This is a genomic window from Mesorhizobium sp. M1217 (genome assembly GCF_040318275.1).
In the GTDB taxonomy this organism is placed as follows: Bacteria; Pseudomonadota; Alphaproteobacteria; order Rhizobiales; family Rhizobiaceae; genus Mesorhizobium.
Genome location: NZ_JAMYMA010000001.1, coordinates 1 through 16676, shown reverse-complemented (window position 1 = coordinate 16676; position 16676 = coordinate 1). Strand labels below are relative to the sequence as shown.

General features: G+C 62.2%; 29 protein-coding genes. All 29 read right to left on the bottom strand.

Annotated features, from left to right (window positions below):
- Positions 1 to 16: 16 nt before the first annotated feature.
- Entirely contained in the window at positions 17 to 1504 is a 1488-nt protein-coding gene (locus NKH37_RS00145; protein WP_023717525.1) for a DegQ family serine endoprotease, read from the bottom strand.
- 192 nt (positions 1505 to 1696) lie between these two features.
- The gene (gene rplQ / locus NKH37_RS00140; RefSeq protein ID WP_023675127.1) at positions 1697 to 2128 is read right to left on the bottom strand and encodes a 50S ribosomal protein L17; all 432 of its coding nucleotides are present in this window, start codon (positions 2126 to 2128) and stop codon (positions 1697 to 1699) included.
- 39 nt (positions 2129 to 2167) lie between these two features.
- The gene (locus NKH37_RS00135; protein ID WP_023675128.1) at positions 2168 to 3178 is read right to left on the bottom strand and encodes a DNA-directed RNA polymerase subunit alpha; all 1011 of its coding nucleotides are present in this window, start codon (positions 3176 to 3178) and stop codon (positions 2168 to 2170) included.
- A gap of 107 nt (positions 3179 to 3285) precedes the next feature.
- Positions 3286 to 3675, bottom strand: coding sequence for a 30S ribosomal protein S11 (gene rpsK, locus NKH37_RS00130; RefSeq protein WP_006205444.1), 390 nt, complete (start codon positions 3673 to 3675; stop codon positions 3286 to 3288).
- 139 nt (positions 3676 to 3814) lie between these two features.
- Positions 3815 to 4183 (bottom strand): 30S ribosomal protein S13, encoded by a 369-nt coding sequence (gene rpsM / locus NKH37_RS00125; protein WP_006205445.1) that lies wholly within the window; start codon positions 4181 to 4183, stop codon positions 3815 to 3817.
- A gap of 198 nt (positions 4184 to 4381) precedes the next feature.
- Positions 4382 to 4993: an adenylate kinase gene (locus NKH37_RS00120; RefSeq protein ID WP_023717524.1), complete on the bottom strand. Its 612-nt coding sequence runs from the start codon at positions 4991 to 4993 to the stop codon at positions 4382 to 4384.
- The gene (gene secY / locus NKH37_RS00115; RefSeq protein WP_023717523.1) at positions 4990 to 6330 is read right to left on the bottom strand and encodes a preprotein translocase subunit SecY; all 1341 of its coding nucleotides are present in this window, start codon (positions 6328 to 6330) and stop codon (positions 4990 to 4992) included. The genes NKH37_RS00120 and secY overlap by 4 nt, the downstream gene beginning before the upstream one ends.
- Positions 6331 to 6521: 191 nt before the next feature.
- Positions 6522 to 6995 carry a 50S ribosomal protein L15 gene (gene rplO / locus NKH37_RS00110; RefSeq protein WP_023717522.1) on the bottom strand — a complete coding sequence of 158 codons (474 nt, stop codon included), beginning with the start codon at positions 6993 to 6995 and terminating at the stop codon, positions 6522 to 6524.
- A gap of 22 nt (positions 6996 to 7017) precedes the next feature.
- Positions 7018 to 7215: a 50S ribosomal protein L30 gene (gene rpmD, locus NKH37_RS00105; protein ID WP_006205449.1), complete on the bottom strand. Its 198-nt coding sequence runs from the start codon at positions 7213 to 7215 to the stop codon at positions 7018 to 7020.
- A gap of 24 nt (positions 7216 to 7239) precedes the next feature.
- The gene (rpsE, locus tag NKH37_RS00100; protein ID WP_006333394.1) at positions 7240 to 7803 is read right to left on the bottom strand and encodes a 30S ribosomal protein S5; all 564 of its coding nucleotides are present in this window, start codon (positions 7801 to 7803) and stop codon (positions 7240 to 7242) included.
- Between the two features lie 155 nt (positions 7804 to 7958).
- A complete protein-coding gene (rplR, locus tag NKH37_RS00095) occupies positions 7959 to 8318 on the bottom strand; it encodes a 50S ribosomal protein L18 (RefSeq protein WP_023675132.1) in 360 nt (119 codons plus the stop codon).
- Between the two features lie 85 nt (positions 8319 to 8403).
- Positions 8404 to 8937 (bottom strand): 50S ribosomal protein L6, encoded by a 534-nt coding sequence (gene rplF / locus NKH37_RS00090; RefSeq protein WP_023675133.1) that lies wholly within the window; start codon positions 8935 to 8937, stop codon positions 8404 to 8406.
- Positions 8938 to 9027: 90 nt separating this feature from the next.
- Positions 9028 to 9426, bottom strand: coding sequence for a 30S ribosomal protein S8 (gene rpsH / locus NKH37_RS00085; RefSeq protein ID WP_006205453.1), 399 nt, complete (start codon positions 9424 to 9426; stop codon positions 9028 to 9030).
- A 12-nt stretch (positions 9427 to 9438) separates the two neighbouring features.
- Positions 9439 to 9744: a 30S ribosomal protein S14 gene (rpsN, locus tag NKH37_RS00080; RefSeq protein ID WP_023675134.1), complete on the bottom strand. Its 306-nt coding sequence runs from the start codon at positions 9742 to 9744 to the stop codon at positions 9439 to 9441.
- A gap of 27 nt (positions 9745 to 9771) precedes the next feature.
- On the bottom strand, positions 9772 to 10350 hold the full coding sequence (rplE, locus tag NKH37_RS00075; protein WP_023717521.1) for a 50S ribosomal protein L5: 579 nt from the start codon (positions 10348 to 10350) through the stop codon (positions 9772 to 9774).
- Positions 10343 to 10657 carry a 50S ribosomal protein L24 gene (rplX, locus tag NKH37_RS00070; RefSeq protein WP_023717520.1) on the bottom strand — a complete coding sequence of 105 codons (315 nt, stop codon included), beginning with the start codon at positions 10655 to 10657 and terminating at the stop codon, positions 10343 to 10345. The genes rplE and rplX overlap by 8 nt, the downstream gene beginning before the upstream one ends.
- A gap of 12 nt (positions 10658 to 10669) precedes the next feature.
- Positions 10670 to 11038: a 50S ribosomal protein L14 gene (gene rplN / locus NKH37_RS00065; RefSeq protein ID WP_006205457.1), complete on the bottom strand. Its 369-nt coding sequence runs from the start codon at positions 11036 to 11038 to the stop codon at positions 10670 to 10672.
- An 82-nt stretch (positions 11039 to 11120) separates the two neighbouring features.
- Positions 11121 to 11360: a 30S ribosomal protein S17 gene (rpsQ, locus tag NKH37_RS00060; RefSeq protein WP_023675136.1), complete on the bottom strand. Its 240-nt coding sequence runs from the start codon at positions 11358 to 11360 to the stop codon at positions 11121 to 11123.
- A gap of 11 nt (positions 11361 to 11371) precedes the next feature.
- Complete coding sequence (rpmC, locus tag NKH37_RS00055) at positions 11372 to 11572, bottom strand: 50S ribosomal protein L29 (RefSeq protein ID WP_006205459.1); 201 nt, start codon at positions 11570 to 11572, stop codon at positions 11372 to 11374.
- Between the two features lie 13 nt (positions 11573 to 11585).
- Positions 11586 to 11999 (bottom strand): 50S ribosomal protein L16, encoded by a 414-nt coding sequence (gene rplP, locus NKH37_RS00050; protein ID WP_006205460.1) that lies wholly within the window; start codon positions 11997 to 11999, stop codon positions 11586 to 11588.
- A gap of 27 nt (positions 12000 to 12026) precedes the next feature.
- A complete protein-coding gene (gene rpsC / locus NKH37_RS00045; RefSeq protein ID WP_023675137.1) occupies positions 12027 to 12752 on the bottom strand; it encodes a 30S ribosomal protein S3 in 726 nt (241 codons plus the stop codon).
- Complete coding sequence (gene rplV / locus NKH37_RS00040; protein ID WP_006205462.1) at positions 12752 to 13141, bottom strand: 50S ribosomal protein L22; 390 nt, start codon at positions 13139 to 13141, stop codon at positions 12752 to 12754. The genes rpsC and rplV overlap by 1 nt, the downstream gene beginning before the upstream one ends.
- Positions 13142 to 13143: 2 nt before the next feature.
- Entirely contained in the window at positions 13144 to 13422 is a 279-nt protein-coding gene (gene rpsS / locus NKH37_RS00035; protein ID WP_006205463.1) for a 30S ribosomal protein S19, read from the bottom strand.
- Between the two features lie 16 nt (positions 13423 to 13438).
- Positions 13439 to 14272 carry a 50S ribosomal protein L2 gene (gene rplB, locus NKH37_RS00030; protein WP_023675138.1) on the bottom strand — a complete coding sequence of 278 codons (834 nt, stop codon included), beginning with the start codon at positions 14270 to 14272 and terminating at the stop codon, positions 13439 to 13441.
- A gap of 22 nt (positions 14273 to 14294) precedes the next feature.
- Positions 14295 to 14588 carry a 50S ribosomal protein L23 gene (locus NKH37_RS00025; protein ID WP_006205465.1) on the bottom strand — a complete coding sequence of 98 codons (294 nt, stop codon included), beginning with the start codon at positions 14586 to 14588 and terminating at the stop codon, positions 14295 to 14297.
- Complete coding sequence (gene rplD / locus NKH37_RS00020; protein ID WP_023675140.1) at positions 14585 to 15205, bottom strand: 50S ribosomal protein L4; 621 nt, start codon at positions 15203 to 15205, stop codon at positions 14585 to 14587. Before rplD ends, NKH37_RS00025 begins: the two co-directional genes overlap by 4 nt.
- Positions 15205 to 15933: a 50S ribosomal protein L3 gene (rplC, locus tag NKH37_RS00015; RefSeq protein WP_353006138.1), complete on the bottom strand. Its 729-nt coding sequence runs from the start codon at positions 15931 to 15933 to the stop codon at positions 15205 to 15207. The genes rplD and rplC overlap by 1 nt, the downstream gene beginning before the upstream one ends.
- A 96-nt stretch (positions 15934 to 16029) precedes the next feature.
- Complete coding sequence (gene rpsJ, locus NKH37_RS00010; protein ID WP_006205468.1) at positions 16030 to 16338, bottom strand: 30S ribosomal protein S10; 309 nt, start codon at positions 16336 to 16338, stop codon at positions 16030 to 16032.
- A gap of 63 nt (positions 16339 to 16401) precedes the next feature.
- Positions 16402 to 16676, bottom strand: a 275-nt coding sequence (locus tag NKH37_RS00005) for an EF-Tu C-terminal domain-related protein (protein ID WP_502895947.1), incomplete at its 5' end; no start/stop codon positions are given.

The window sequence follows — 16676 nt, the reverse complement described above, 5'->3', positions numbered from 1 at the left end:
CATGCTGACGTCGGGCTTAGTAACGCAACACCTGGCGCAGTATCTGCCCGCCGCGCTCGACGGTAAAGCGCCACCAGCGTGTATCCTGCTGGGCTATCTGTTCCAGGGTCGCCGCCTTGTCGATCGTCAGGCCATTGACCTCACGCACGATGTCGCCCGGCTGGAAACCAAAATCGGCAGCGGGCGAATCGCGGTTGATATCGACGACGGTGACGCCTTTGACATCGGTGCGCAGACCAAGCCGCTGGGCAAGCCGTGGCGATAGTTCGGCAACCCTGGCACCGGAAAACGGGCTACGGCCGCGCAATGTGAGCTCCGCAGCTTTGGCGCCCTCAGGCGGCCGTTCCAGCGCGATGTCCATCGTCGCCTGCTGACCCTTGCTTAGAACGCCGAAGCTGGCATTCGTACCGATCGACAGCGTCGCCATCCGGTAGTCCAGCGCCCCGACGCTCTCGACCGGCTTGCCGTTGAGCGACAGCACCACGTCACCAGGCTTGAGCCCTGCCTTGGCAGCGGGTCCTGCCTCTTCGACCGAAGAAACCAGCGAGCCGGCCGGTTTGTCCATGCCGAGCGATTCGGCAATCTGCGGCGTCACCGCCTCGAACTCGGCACCGACATACGGCCGCTCGAAGAAGTCGAGCCCGGCCTTGGCCGCATCGGCGAAGGCGCGAACCATGTTCGAAGGGATGGCAAAGCCGATACCGATCGAGCCGCCGCTACGGCTATAGATCGCAGTGTTGATGCCGATCAGTTGACCACCCATGTTGACCAGCGCGCCACCGGAATTGCCCGGGTTGATGGCGGCGTCGGTCTGGATGAAGAAGCTGGAATCGGAGACGCCGATATGGCTGCGCGCCACAGCCGAAATGATGCCGCTGGTGGTGGTCTGGCCGACACCGAACGGATTGCCGATCGCCAGCACCAGGTCGCCGACCTCGAGCGCGTCGGAATCGCCAATGGCGATCACCGGGAACGGCTTGTCGGAAGAAATCTTGAGCACGGCGAGGTCGAGCGTCTCATCCTTGAGCAGCACCTTGCTGTCGAATTCGCGCCCGTCGGCGGTCGCGACCTTGACCTGGTCGGCGTCCTTGACGACGTGGAAATTGGTGACCACGACGCCGGTCGGATCGACCAGCACCCCCGAACCGAGCGAAGACTGCGCGCGCGGCTGCGAGCGGCCGAAGAACTCCTCGAAGAACGGATCGCCGTCGAAGGGCGACGTCACCTTGGCGGTTTGCGAGGCGTAGACATTGACCACGGCCGGGGCCGTCTGCTTGACCAGCGGCGCGAAGGACAGCTGCACCTCCTCGCGGCCGAACGGCACGCGCTTGTCGGGGCCGGAGGTGGCGTTTTCGCCTTCGACGCCATGCAGCAGATCGGTCAGCACGTCGGACAGACCGGGATCTGGCTTGGTCTCCTCCGCCAGCGCGTGCCTGGCCGCCGGCACGACGGCCAGCGCCATCAAGGCGCAGATCAGAACAAGGGACAGCCGTTTAACGCGCATTCCGAATCCTCCAAGTCGGGCGCCATTGTCCTGACGATTGTGCAAAATGAAAGGCTAAGCCGCTGAAATCCGATTATTTTGGATAGTCGCCGCAAAAACCGGTGACAAAACCCCTGCAAGCCCTGCCCGGCAGCTTCGGAAACAGAAAAAGGGGCCCGCAGGCCCCTTTGAACTTCTCAGAAAAACCGAAGCTTATGCGGCTGCGGCTTCCTCTTCGGTGCCTTCGGCCTCGATGCGGGCGCGGTCGCCGGCGCCTTTGGCCGAGGTGTCGCGGTCGACGAATTCGATGACGGCCATTGCGGCATTGTCACCGTGACGGAAGCCGGCCTTCATGATGCGCAGATAGCCGCCATTGCGAGTGGCGTAACGTGGCGCGATTGTGTCGAACAGACGCTTGACGACGCCCTCATTGCCGATCTGGGCAATCACTTGGCGGCGGGCGTGCAGGTCGCCGCGCTTGCCGAGCGTCACCAGCTTCTCGACGATCGGACGCAGATCTTTCGCCTTCGGCAGCGTGGTGAGGATCTGCTCGTGCTCGATAAGCGACACGGCAAGGTTGGCAAACATCGACTTGCGATGGCTTATGCTGCGGGCGAACCGGCGGCCTTTAAATCCGTGGCGCATGGCTCTTCTCCTTCATTGCGGGTTCAAGAGGCCTGAGCCTCAGTATTGATCTTCGTAACGCTTGGCGAGGTCTTCGATGTTTTCCGGCGGCCAGTCCGGCACTTCCATGCCGAGATGCAGGCCCATCGCCGCCAGGACTTCCTTGATCTCGTTCAGCGACTTGCGGCCGAAGTTCGGGGTGCGCAGCATCTCGGCTTCGGTCTTCTGGATCAGGTCGCCGATATAGACGATGTTGTCGTTCTTCAGGCAGTTGGCAGAACGCACCGAAAGCTCGAGCTCGTCGACCTTCTTGAGCAGGGCCGGGTTGAAGGCAAGCTCGGTAACCTGTTCGGCGGCGACTTCCTTCTGCGGCTCGTCGAAATTGACGAACAGGCCGAGCTGGTCCTGCAGGATGCGAGCGGCGAAGGCCACCGCGTCCTCACCCGAGATCGAACCGTCGGTCTCGATGGTCATGGTCAGCTTGTCATAGTCGAGAACCTGGCCCTCGCGGGTGTTCTCGACCTTGTAGGAGACCTTCTTGACCGGCGAATACAGGCTGTCGACCGGGATCAGCCCGATCGGCGCGTCTTCGGCGCGATTGCGGTCGGCCGGCACGTAGCCCTTGCCGGTATCGACGGTGAACTCCATGCGGATTTCAGCGCCCTCGTCCAGCGTGCAGATAACGTGGTCTGGATTGAGGATCTCGACGTCGCCGACCGTCTGGATGTCGCCGGCGAGAACGGCGCCTGGTCCCTGCTTGCGCACGACCATGCGCTTGGGGCCATCGCCTTCCATGCGGATGGCGATTTCCTTGATGTTCAAGACGATGTCGGTCACGTCCTCGCGCACGCCGGCGATGGACGAGAATTCATGCAGAACGCCGTCGATCTGCACGGCGGTCACAGCCGCGCCACGCAGCGAAGAAAGAAGCACGCGGCGCAGCGCGTTGCCGAGGGTGAGGCCGAAGCCGCGCTCGAGCGGCTCGGCGACCAGCGTGGTCAGCGTCTTCTTCTTCGACGAGAACTCGATCTTGTTCGGCTTGATCAGTTCCTGCCAATTTTTCTGGATCATAGTGCTTTTCCTTCCGTTGTCCCGCCACCATCCAATCGTGGCGGGCGACCTGGAATGCCGTGGAGGAGCGCCCTTGAGGCGCTCGCGCGGCGTTCGGTAAATTCTCTTTAGACGCGGCGCTTCTTGCGCGGGCGGCAGCCATTGTGCGGGATCGGCGTCACATCACGGATCGAGGTGATGGTGAAGCCTGCTGCCTGCAGCGCCCGCAGCGCCGATTCACGACCGGAGCCGGGTCCACAGACCTCGACCTCGAGCATGCGCATGCCGTGTTCCTGAGCCTTCTTGGCAACATCTTCGGCGGCCATCTGGGCAGCGAAAGGGGTCGACTTGCGCGATCCCTTGAAGCCCTGGGCTCCGGCCGACGACCAGGCAATGGAATTGCCCTGCGCGTCGGTGATGGTGATCATCGTGTTGTTGAAGGTCGAATTGACGTGGGCAACGCCCGACGAGATGTTCTTGCGTTCGCGACGGCGAACACGAGCGGCTTCCTTGGCCATGATAGTCCTTTCAGTTGATCTCTACACCGCCGTAATGCCAGCGGCTCCACCAGGGAGAAGGCAGTAGGGGAATATGGCAGTAGGGCAGTATGTCTGCCGTTCCTATTGCCTTACTGCCCTACTCTCTTACTGCCCTAAATTACTTCTTCTTTCCGGCAATCGACTTGGCTGGGCCTTTGCGGGTGCGCGCATTGGTGTGCGTGCGCTGGCCACGAACCGGCAGCGAGCGGCGGTGACGCAGGCCGCGGTAGCAGCCGAGGTCCATGAGCCGCTTGATGTTCATCGACACTTCGCGGCGCAGGTCGCCCTCGACCTGGTAGTCGCGGTCGATGGTCTCCCGGATCTGCAGCACTTCCGCGTCGGTCAGCTGGTTGACGCGGCGCTCGGCCGGGATGCCGACCTTGTCGACGATCTCCTGGGCGAACTTCTTGCCAATGCCGTGAATGTATTGAAGCGCAATGACGACGCGCTTGTTGGTAGGAATGTTGACGCCGGCTATACGAGCCATGTTCTTCTCTTCTCCATATAGGCCGGACGAGCCGGCGCTTCAAGTTGCCCCGCGTCCGGTGGAGGCCGGCCCTTGCGGGAGTTTCCAGTTCAAAGCGGCCTGCCTTGCCCTTGCGGACAAGCAAGCCTCATGCCTGATAGGAAGACGGGCCGCCATACCCCAGCGGACCGCTCCAGTCAAGCGCAATCGTTCGTTTCTCTAGCCGGCCGCCTGGCCAACCTGCCGGGTCGTCGCCCTGAGCACCGCCTCGATCTGCTGCGTCACCGCATCGATGTCGGCCATGCCATCGACGCCCCTGAGCTTGCCCTTGGCGTAGTAGTAGCCGATCAGCGGCGAGGTTTTCTTGTAATATTCCCTCAAGCGTTCTTCGAACACCGCTGGGCTGTCGTCCTTGCGCACCGGCAGGCCTGCGGCCTTGGCGTCCTCGGCGCGTTTGACGATTCGGCCAACCAGCGCCTTGTCGTCGACGACAAATTCGATGACCGCGTCTAGCTCCAGCCCGCGATCCGAAAGCATTTCCTCAACGGCGTCCGCTTGCACCAGGGTTCGCGGGTATCCGTCAAGGATGAAGCCGTTTGCGCAATCGGCTTGATCGATGCGCTCGGCCACGATGGCGTTGACGATAGCGTCGGACACCAGTTCACCAGCATCCATCACCGCCTTGGCTCGCCTGCCGACTTCGGTGCCGGCCTGAACAGCAGCACGCAGCATGTCCCCCGTGGAAAGCTGTGGGATGCCGTGTCTTTCTACCAGTCTCAGTGCTTGTGTCCCCTTGCCCGCCCCCGGCGGTCCAAGCAATATCAACCTCATCTGGCCTTCTTCCCCCCGCGCAGCTTCGACTTCTTGATCAGGCCCTCATACTGGTGCGCGATCAGGTGACCCTGAATCTGCGCCACCGTATCGAGCGTTACACTGACCACGATCAGGAGCGAAGTGCCACCAAGGTAGAACGGTACGCCAGTCGCTGAAATCAGGAACTCGGGCAGCAGACACACCAGCACCAGATAGATGGCGCCGACGACGGTGATGCGGGTGAGCACATAGTCGATATAGTCCGCAGTGCGCTCGCCCGGACGATAGCCCGGGATGAAGCCCGAATGCTTCTTGAGCTGGTCGGCGGTGTCCTTCGGATTGAAGACGATCGCCGTATAGAAGAAGGCGAAGAACACGATCATGGCAGCGTAGAAGGCCATATAGAGCGGCTGGCCGTGGCCGAGCGCCGCCAGGATGGTGCTCGCCCAGGCAGGCATGTTGGTCGTCTGCGAGAAGCCGGCAACCGTTGCCGGAAGCAGCAGCAGCGACGAGGCGAAGATCGGCGGAATGACGCCGGACGTGTTGAGCTTCAGCGGCAGATGCGAGGTATCGCCCTGGAACATGCGATTGCCGACCTGGCGCTTGGGATACTGGATCAGCAGGCGGCGCTGGGCGCGCTCGAAGAAGACGATCAGCGCGATGACGACGATGGCGAGCACGATGATCGCCAGGATCAGGCCGGTCGACAGTGCGCCGGTGCGGCCAAGCTCCAGCGTGCCGGAGATGGCGCGCGGCAGGCCGGCGACGATGCCGGAGAAGATGATCAGCGAAATGCCGTTGCCGATGCCGCGGGCGGTGATCTGCTCGCCAAGCCACATCAGGAACATGGTACCGCCGACCAGCGTGACGACGGTGGAGATGCGGAAGAACATGCCGGGATCGTTGACGATGCCATTGCCGCCCTCAAGCCCGACCGAAATGCCATAGGCCTGGACCAGCGCCAGAAGCACGGTGCCGTAGCGCGTGTACTGGTTGATGATCTTGCGACCCTGCTCGCCCTCCTTCTTCAGCGCTTCCAGCGAAGGAATGACCGAGGTCATCAGCTGCATGATGATGGAGGCGGAGATATAGGGCATGATGCCGAGGGCAAAGATCGCCATGCGCTGCACGGCGCCACCGGCGAACATGTTGAACATGCCGAGTACGCCCTTGCTCTGCGACGAGAAGGCCTGGGCGAAAGCGTCGGGATTGATGCCGGGCAGCGGGATATAGGTGCCAAGGCGGTAAACGAGCAGCGCGCCGATGGTGAACCAGATGCGCTTCTTCAGATCCTCGGCTTTGGCGAAGGCCGAAAAATTCAGATTCGAGGCTAGTTGTTCAGCAGCCGAAGCCATGCCTGATTCTCCGCTTGGTCACGCTCGATGCCCGCAGCTCAGGCGGCGCGTGTCACCGAAGCTCACGAGATAAGCTCCGGACTGCAAACATGCAAGCGGCCGCGTTGATGCGGCCGCCACATCTGTCGGATCAAAGCACGACCGCAGGCAAAACCGAATTCCACCTTTGCCGACCGTGCTTCAAATTGCCGTTACTCGGCGGCTGCTTTCTCAGGCAACTTCACCGAACCGCCGGCCTTTTCGATCTTCTCGACCGCGGCCTTGGAGGCTCCGGCCACGTCGAAGGCAAGCTTGGCCTTGATGTCGCCGTCCGAAAGGATGCGCACGCCGTCCTTGACGCGACGGATGACGCCGGCCGCAACCAGCGCCTCGGCTGTCACAACTGTCTTAGCGTCAAGCTTCTTGGCATCGAGCGCGGCCTGGATGCGGGCCAGCGACACAACGGTGAAGCTCTTGGCGAAGATATTGTTGAAGCCGCGCTTCGGCAGACGACGGTAGAGCGGCATCTGGCCACCCTCGAAGCCGTTGACGGCGACGCCGGAGCGCGCCTTCTGGCCCTTGACGCCGCGACCGGCGGTCTTGCCCGAACCGGAGCCGATGCCACGGCCAAGACGCTTCTTGGAATGCGTCGCGCCGTCCTTGTCACGCAGATCGTTGAGTTTCATCTGGGTTCTCCTGCGCTCTGGCTCAGCCCTCGTCCACGACGCGGACGAGATGCTGGACGGCAGCGATCATGCCGCGCACCGAGGGCGTATCCTCCAGCGTGCGCTGCTTGTGCATCTTGTTGAGGCCGAGGCCGACCAGCGTTGCGCGCTGCTCCTTCGGCCGGCGGATCGGCGAGCCGATCTGCTCGACGGTGATGGTCTTGGTTGCTTTCTTGGCCATGGTCAGATCCCTGGTCAGCTTCGACTATTCTTCAGCCGCAACGGCGGTGCCGCGGCGGGCCTGAAGGGTCGAATACTTGATGCCGCGCGCAGCAGCCACATCCTTCGGATGCATCTGGCTCTTCAACGCGTCGAATGTGGCGCGAACCATGTTGTAGGGGTTCGAAGAACCCATCGACTTGGCGACCACGTCATGCATGCCGAGCGTCTCGAAGACGGCGCGCATCGGGCCGCCGGCGATGATGCCGGTACCTTGCTTGGCAGCGCGCAGCAGAACACGTCCCGCGCCCCAGCGTCCCTCGACGTCATGGTGCAGCGTGCGGCCCGAGCGCAGCGGCACGAAGATCATGTCGCGCTTGGCCGATTCGGTCGCCTTGCGGATCGCCTCCGGCACTTCGCGCGCCTTGCCGTGGCCGAAGCCGACGCGGCCCTTCTGGTCGCCGACGACGACGAGCGCTGCAAAGCCGAAGCGCCGGCCGCCCTTGACGACCTTGGCGACCCGGTTGATGTGGACGAGCTTGTCGACCATGCCGTCGTCGCGCTCTTCGCGATCACGGCCGCGGCCGCCATCCCTACGTTCCTGTGCCATATCCTGTTCCTTGTTTTTTTCCGGAAGCACGGTTGATGATGATATCCGGCGCCTCTGTGGGTCGCCGGGGGCGAAAACTCTTTTTTCCTTCGCATGATCCTATCCGAAAAGTCTGCAACTTTTTGCTGCGCTGACCTCCGGTTCGGGATCACGCTTTAGAAGCTCAGACCACCTTCACGGGCAGCCTCGGCAAGCGCCTTGACACGGCCGTGGTAGATGTAGGCGCCGCGGTCGAAGACGACTTCCTTGACGCCGGCCTTCGAGGCACGCTCGGCGATCAGCTTGCCGATGGCAGCTGCGGCCGCGGTGTCGGCGCCGGTCTTGAGCGAACCCTTGAGCTCCTTCTCGAGCGTCGAAGCAGCGGCGATGGTGTGGCCCTTGGCGTCGTCGATGACCTGGACGTAGATGTTCTTCGACGTGCGATGGACCGACAGGCGCGGACGATCGCCAGCGACCTTCTTGATCTGGCGGCGGACGCGCTGAGCGCGGCGCTGGGTGGATTCTTTCGAGCCCATGATATCAGTTCCTTGCCTTCAAAAGACGGGGGCAACCATATGCGGTAGGACAAGCCTCCCGCGACCGCTCCCCGCGGCGTTAAAATTACTTCTTCTTGCCTTCCTTGCGGACGATCTTCTCGCCAGCATAGCGAACGCCCTTGCCCTTGTAGGGCTCGGGGCTGCGGTACTCGCGGATCTCGGCGGCAACCTGGCCGACCTGCTGCTTGTCGATTCCGGTCACGGTGATTTCCGTCGGCTTCGGCACCGAAATCGTCACGCCCTGCGGCGTCTCGTAGACAACGTCGTGGCTGAAGCCGAGCGCCAGCTGCAGGTTCTTGCCCTGCATGGCGGCACGATAGCCGACGCCTGTGATCTCGAGCTTCTTTTCGAAGCCGTCCTTGACGCCCTGCAGGATATTGACGATCTGCGTGCGCGACATGCCCCATTTGGAGCGGGCGGTCTTGGTCTGGTCGCGCGGCTGGACAGCGATCTCGCTGCCTTCCATCTTGACCAGCACTTCGTCGTTCACCACGAACTTCAGCTCGCCCTTCGGACCCTTCGCCGTCACGGTCTGGCCGTTGACGGTCGCGGTCACGCCCTGCGGCAGCGAAACGGGTTTCTTTCCAATACGAGACATTTTGTTGTCCTCGTCACTTCTCTTGTTTCAGGTCTCGGCCTTCGGGACTTGATCCCGAAAACCGGTTTCCAATTGGGGTGACATACCAGATCAGAAGATCTGGCAGAGGATTTCCCCGCCGACATTCTGTTCGCGCGCTTCGTGGTCGGCCATCACGCCCTTCGGCGTCGAAAGGATGGCGATGCCGAGGCCGTTGGCGACGTGCGGTATCGACTTGGCCGAAACGTAGACGCGGCGGCCGGGCTTCGAGACCCGGGCGATTTCGCGCACCACCGGCGCACCGTCGAAATACTTCAGCTCGATCTCGATTTCGGACTTGCCGTTGTCGAAGTCGGTCTGGCTGTAGTCGCGGATATAGCCTTCGGCCTTCAGCACGTCGAGGACGCGGGTACGCAGGCGCGAGGCCGGCGTCGAAACGCTCGACTTCTTACGGCCATACGCGTTGCGGATGCGGGTCAGCATATCGCCGAGAGGATCGCTCAATGACATGTTATGTCCTCCTTACCAGCTCGACTTGACCAGGCCCGGGATCTGGCCGTTATTGCCGAGATCACGAAGCGCGATACGCGATACTTTGAGCTTGCGATAATAGGCACGCGGGCGTCCGGTGACTTCGCAGCGGTTGCGGATGCGGGTCTTGGCCGAGTTGCGTGGCAGCGCCGAAAGCTTCAGCTGAGCGCGGAAGCGCTCTTCCATCGGCTTGGACTGATCCATGATGATCGCCTTGAGCACCTTGCGCTTGGCAGCGAACTGGTCCGCAAGCTTGCGGCGCCTGTTGTTCTTCTCGACTGAGCTGGTCTTTGCCATTTCAGATTTTTCCTTTTCTCGCTGCCGTTACTGGCGGAAGGGGAAGTTGAAGGCCTTGAGCAATGCCCTGGCTTCGTCGTCCGTCTTCGCAGTCGTACAAACGATGACGTCCATGCCCCAGATCTGATCAACCTTGTCGTAGTTGATCTCCGGAAACACGATGTGTTCCTTGATGCCCATGGCATAGTTGCCACGGCCATCGAAGCTCTTCGGGTTGAGTCCGCGGAAGTCGCGGACGCGCGGCAGCGCGATGTTCACGAGACGGTCGAGGAACTCGTACATGCGTTCCTTGCGCAGCGTGACCTTGGCGCCGATCGGCATCTTCTCGCGAACCTTGAAGCCGGCGATCGAGTTGCGGGCGCGGGTGACGACGGCCTTCTGGCCGGCGATCATCGCAAGGTCTTCCGCCGCGATCGAAGGCTTCTTCGAATCGCCGGTCGCCTCGCCGACGCCCATGTTCAGCACGATCTTGTCGATGCGCGGAACCTGCATCTCGTTGTCGTAGCCGAACTGCTCCTGCAGCGCCTTGCGGATGGTCTCGTTATAGACCTGCTTGAGGCGGGGCGTGTTCTGGGCAGTTGCCTGCTTGGTTTGAGCCTTAGCCATTGATGACTTCTCCCGAGCGCTTGGCGACGCGCACCTTCTTGCCGTCCTTCTGGAAGGTGAAGCCGACGCGGGTCGGCTTGCCATCCTTGGGGTCGGCCAGCGCGATGTTCGACAGCTGGATCGGCGCTTCCTTGGTGATGATCCCGCCCTCCTGGGACTGGGACTGCTTCTGGTGACGACGGATCAGGTTGACGCCGCGCACCAGCGCGGTGTCGTCCTTCGGCTGCACCGAGAGGACTTCGCCCGAACGGCCCTTGTCCTTGCCGGCCAGCACGACGACCTTGTCGCCTTTTCTAATCTTTTGCATTGGTCCGGCTCCTTACAGCACTTCAGGCGCGAGCGAGATGATCTTCATGTGGTTCTTGGCGCGGAGTTCGCGCGGAACCGGTCCGAAGATACGCGTGCCGATCGGCTCTTTCTTGTTGTCGACGAGAACGGCTGCGTTCTTGTCGAAACGGATCACGCTGCCATCCGGGCGGCGGATGTCCTTAGCCGTGCGAACCACGACCGCCTTCATCACATCGCCCTTCTTGACGCGGCCGCGCGGGATGGCTTCCTTGATCGACACCACGATGATGTCGCCCACGGAAGCATATTTCCGCTTCGAGCCGCCCAGCACCTTGATGCACATGACACGACGGGCGCCGGAATTATCCGCGACGTCGAGGTTTGTTTGCATCTGAATCATGACTGGCCGCCTTCTTCTTTTCTAACGGGACGGGTTTCTCACCCCTCCCCGGTCTGTCCAAAATTCGTTTCGTTAGCCCTGATCAGGCCTGGTCCGAAGACACCACGACCCAGCGCTTGTCCTTGGAAATCGGCTTCGATTCCTGGATGAACACCTGATCGCCGACCTTGTGGGCGTTGTTCTCGTCGTGCGCCTTGTACTTCTTGGTCATGCGCACGGTCTTCTTCATCACGGGATGCGTGAAGCGCCGTTCGACCTTGACGACAACCGTCTTCTCGTTCTTGTCGCTGACGACGGTGCCCTGCAGAATGCGCTTTGGCATGGTTTTCGTCCTTAAGCCTTCTTGGCCGCGGACTTTTCCGCAGCGATGGTCTTGATACGCGCAATGTCCTTGCGGACCTGCCTCACGCGCGCGGTCTTCTCAAGCTGGCCGGTGGCCTTCTGGAAGCGCAGGTTGAACTGCTCCTTCTTCAGGCTGGCCAGGTCGTCGGTCAGCTGGTCCTGGGTCTTGGTCCGGATGTCTTCGGCTTTCATGATCAGCCCGTCCTTATTCTGCGATGCGCTGTACGAAGCGCGTCCTGACCGAGAGCTTGGCCGCGCCGAGACGCAGCGCCTCACGGGCGGTTTCCTCGTTGACGCCGTCGATCTCGAACATGATGCGGCCTGGCTTGACGCGTGCCGCCCAGTAGTCGACCGCGCCCTTGCCCTTGCCCATGCGGACTTCGGTCGGCTTCGACGTCACCGGCACGTCCGGGAAGATACGGATCCACACGCGGCCGGCACGCTTCATCTCGCGGGTGATCGCGCGGCGGGCCGCCTCGATCTCACGCGCGGTGACGCGGTTCGGCTCAAGCGCCTTCAGCCCGAAACCACCGAAATCCAGGTTGGTGCCGCCCTTGGCGGTACCGTGGATGCGGCCCTTGAACTGCTTACGGAACTTTGTGCGCTTTGGCTGCAGCATCGTTCTAACTCCAAATTCCTAACTGTCTTACGCGTTTTCGCGACGGCGACCGCGTTCGCGCTCACCACCACCGCCATGCGCATGATCGCCCTCGGTGGCGCGGCGCTCCGAAGCCATCGGGTCGTGCTCGAGGATCTCGCCCTTGAACACCCAGACCTTGACGCCGCAAATGCCGTAGGCCGTATTCGCTTCGGCCGTGCCGTAGTCGACGTCGGCACGCAGCGTATGCAGTGGCACGCGGCCTTCACGATACCATTCCATGCGCGCGATCTCGGCGCCGCCGAGACGGCCGGCGCAGTTGATGCGGATGCCTTCGGCACCGAGGCGCATCGCCGACTGCACGGCGCGCTTCATGGCGCGGCGGAACGCGATGCGGCGCTCGAGCTGCTGGGCGATCGACTGGGCGACCAGGGTCGCGTCGATCTCCGGCTTGCGCACTTCGACGATGTTCAGATGCGTCTCGGACTTGGTCATCTCCATCAGCTTCTTGCGAAGCTTCTCGATGTCGGCGCCCTTCTTGCCGATGATCAGGCCCGGACGCGCCGCATGGATGGTGACGCGGCACTTCTTGTGCGGACGCTCGATCACGACCTTCGAGATCGCAGCCTGCTTGAGTTCCTTCTCAAGATATTTGCGGATCTTGATGTCCTCGTGCAGCAGCTTACCGTACTCGCCTGTATTCGCGAACCAGCGCGAATCCCAGGTGCGGTTGATGCCGAGACGCAGACCGATCGGATTGACTTTCTGGCCCATTATGCGGCCTCCCCTTTTTCTTCGACTTCACGAACGACGATCGTGAGGTGCGAGAACGGCTTCTCGATACGGCTGGCGCGACCACGGCCACGGGCATGGAACCGCTTCATGACGATCGACTTGCCGACATAGGCTTCCGCCACGATCAGCGCATCGACGTCGAGGTCGTGGTTGTTTTCCGCGTTGGCGATCGCCGATTCCAGCGTCTTCTTGACCGTGCCGGAAATCCGCTTGGCCGAGAATTCGAGGTCGGAAAGCGCTGTCGCGACCTTCTTGCCGCGGATCAGCGCGGCAACCAGGTTCAGCTTCTGCGGGCTGATACGGATCGTGCGCAACACGGCGCGCGCTTCGTTGTCAGCAAGCCTGCGCGGAGCTTTGGCCTTGCCCATGATTATTTCCTCTTCGCCTTCTTATCCGCGCCGTGACCGTAATAGGTCCGGGTCGGAGCGAATTCACCGAACTTGTGACCGACCATGTCCTCGTTCACCGAGACGGGAACGTGCTTCTGGCCGTTGTAGACACCGAAGGTGAAGCCGACGAACTGCGGCAGGATGGTGGAGCGGCGGCTCCACATCTTGATCACCTCATTGCGACCACCTTCACGAACCTTGTCCACCTTCTTCAGAAGGTAGCCGTCGATGAAGGGGCCTTTCCAAATCGAACGAGTCACTTGGCGTTACCTCTTCTTAGCTCTTGCGCTGATGGCGCGAGCGCAGGATGAACTTGTCGGTCGCCTTGTTGGACCGCGTCTTCTTGCCCTTGGTCGGCTTGCCCCAGGGCGAAACCGGATGGCGGCCACCCGAGGTGCGGCCTTCGCCGCCGCCATGTGGATGGTCGACCGGGTTCATGGTCACGCCGCGATTGTGCGGACGCTTGCCGCGCCACACGGTGCGGCCTGCCTTGCCGTCATTGATGTTGCCGTGGTCCGGGTTGGACACGGCACCGACAGTGGCCATGCAGGAGCCGTGGACGACACGCTGCTCGCCCGAGTTGAGGCGCAGGATCGCCATGCCCTGGTCGCGGCCGACAAGCTGGCCATAACCGCCCGCCGAGCGGGCGACCTGAGCGCCCTTGCCAGGCTTCAGCTCGATATTGTGGACGATCGTGCCGACCGGCATCGAGGCCAGCGGCATCGCGTTGCCCGGCTTCACGTCGACCGATTCACCGGCCACGATCTTGTCGCCGGGAGCCAGACGCTGCGGGGCGATGATGTAGGACAGCTCACCATCGTCATACTTGATCAGCGCGATGAAGGCGGTGCGGTTCGGATCGTATTCGATACGCTCGACCGTGCCGACGACGTCGAACTTGCGGCGCTTGAAGTCGATGATGCGGTAGGTGCGCTTGTGACCGCCGCCGATGAAGCGTGCCGTGATGCGGCCGTAATTGTTGCGGCCGCCCGATTTGGTCAGGCCTTCGGTCAGACCCTTGACGGGCTTGCCCTTGTAGAGGCCCGAGCGGTCGACGATGACCAGCTGACGGGTGCTCGGCGTTACCGGGTTGAATTTTTTCAGTGCCATTGTTCTGTCCTCGCGACCTTGCTCAGAGACCCGTCGCGACGTCGATCGACTGGCCGTCGGCCAGCGTCACAACCGCCTTCTTGACGTCGCTCTGGCGGCCGATCGTGCCGCGGAAGCGCTTGATCTTGCCCTTGCGGACAAGCGTGTTCACGGCCATCACCTTGACGCCGAACAGCGCTTCGACGGCGGCCTTGATTTCCGGCTTCGACGCCTTCTTGGCGACGTTGAAGACGACCTGGTTCTGCTCGGAAGCCATGGTCGACTTTTCGGTGATCGCCGGCGAGACGATCACATCGTAATGACGAAGGTCGGTCATTTGAAGCGCTCCTCGAGAGCCTCGACGGCGGCCTTGGAAAGGACCAGCGTGCCGCGGCGCAGAATGTCGTAGACGTTGATGCCCTGGATGGGCAGCACGTCGATGTTCGGGATGTTGGTCGCCGCCAGCTTGAAATTCTTGTCAAGCTCGGCGCCGCCGATCACCAGGGCGTTGCTCAGGCCCAGCGTCGCGAAATTCGCAATCAGTGCCTTGGTCTTGGCCTCGGTCAGCTTCAGCTCGTCGATGATGATGATCGACGCACTCTTGGCCTTGGCCGAAAGCGCATGCTTGAGACCGAGCGCACGCACCTTCTTCGGCAGATCGTGCTCGTGGCTGCGCACGACCGGGCCGTGGGCCTTGCCACCGCCGCGGAACTGCGGAGCGCGAGCCGAATGGTGACGGGCGCGGCCGGTACCCTTCTGCTTGTACATCTTGGCGCCTGTGCGGGCGATTTCAGCGCGGCCCTTGGCCTTGTGGGTGCCCTGCTGCTTCTTGGCAAGCTGCCAGCGCACGACGCGCTGCAGGATGTCCTCGCGCGGATCAAGGCCGAAAATCTCTTCGGAGAGCTTCAGCTTGCCGGCGTCCTTGCCGCCAAGCGTTGTAATCTTGAGGTCCATTATTCCGCTCCCTCTGTGGCCGGGGCCTCGTTCTTGGCGGCACCATCGGTCGCAACGGTGCGGATCGCGGCGGGCTTCGGCGCATTGGCCGGAAGCGCCACCTTGGCCGCGTCGCGGACCAGGATCCATGCACCCTTCGAACCCGGGACCGCACCGCGGATCAGGATCAGGCCGCGATCGGCGTCGGTCGAGACGACCTCGACATTCTGCGTGGTGACGCGGGTGTCACCCATGTGGCCGGCCATATGCTTGCCCTTGAACACCTTGCCCGGATCCTGGCGCTGGCCGGTCGAGCCGTGCGTACGGTGCGACACCGAGTTGCCGTGCGTCGCGCGGCCGCCACCCATGTGGTGCCGCTTGATGACGCCCTGGAAACCCTTGCCGATCGTGGTTCCCGTCACATCGACCTTCTGGCCGACGACGAAATGCTCGACGGTGATTTCGGCGCCGACATCGATCATGTTGTCGGCGGAGACGCGGAACTCGGCAACCTTGGCCTTGGGCTCGACGGAAGCGGTCGCGAAATGGCCGCGCATCGCCTTCGACGTGTTCTTCACCTTGGCAAGGCCAACGCCGAGCTGGACGGCGGTATAGCCGTTCTTCTCCTGCGTGCGCTGCGCCACGACCTGGCAGTTCTCCATCTGGAGAACAGTGACGGGAACATGTTCCCCAGCATCGTTATAGATGCGGGTCATTCCCACCTTCTTTGCAATCACACCTGAACGCATCGGTTCAATTCCTTTAGAGTTCCCTGTCGGGGCTGTCGCCCCTCCACGCCTCTTGTTCCTTCAGAGTTCCGGGTCGCCCCGCTGACCTCTGGTTCCTTAGAGCTTGATCTCGACGTCGACACCGGCGGCCAGATCGAGCTTCATCAAAGCATCGACCGTCTGCGGGGTCGGGTCGACGATGTCGAGCAGACGCTTGTGCGTGCGCATCTCGAACTGCTCGCGGCTCTTCTTGTCGACGTGAGGCGACCGGTTGACCGTGAACTTTTCGATCCGCGTCGGCAGCGGAATGGGGCCGCGGACGTTGGCGCCGGTGCGCTTGGCGGTCGACACGATTTCCCGTGTCGAGGCGTCGAGCACCCGGTGATCAAACGCCTTCAGGCGGATGCGGATATTCTGTCCGTTCATGCGTCACTTCCTTGTTCTGGCGCGGCGCGGGCAGCGCCCGCGACAGATCGGTTTAAGTCCAAATTACTCTTTGATGGTGACGACGATGCCGGCACCGACGGTGCGGCCGCCTTCACGGATGGCGAAGCGCAGCTTCTCTTCCATGGCGATCGGCACGATCAGCTCGACATCGACGGTGATGTTGTCGCCCGGCATCACCATCTCGGTGCCTTCCGGCAGCGACACGATGCCGGTTACGTCCGTCGTGCGGAAATAGAACTGCGGACGGTAGTTGGTGAAGAACGGCGTGTGACGGCCGCCCTCGTCCTTGGTCAGGATGTAGGCTTCGGCGACGAACT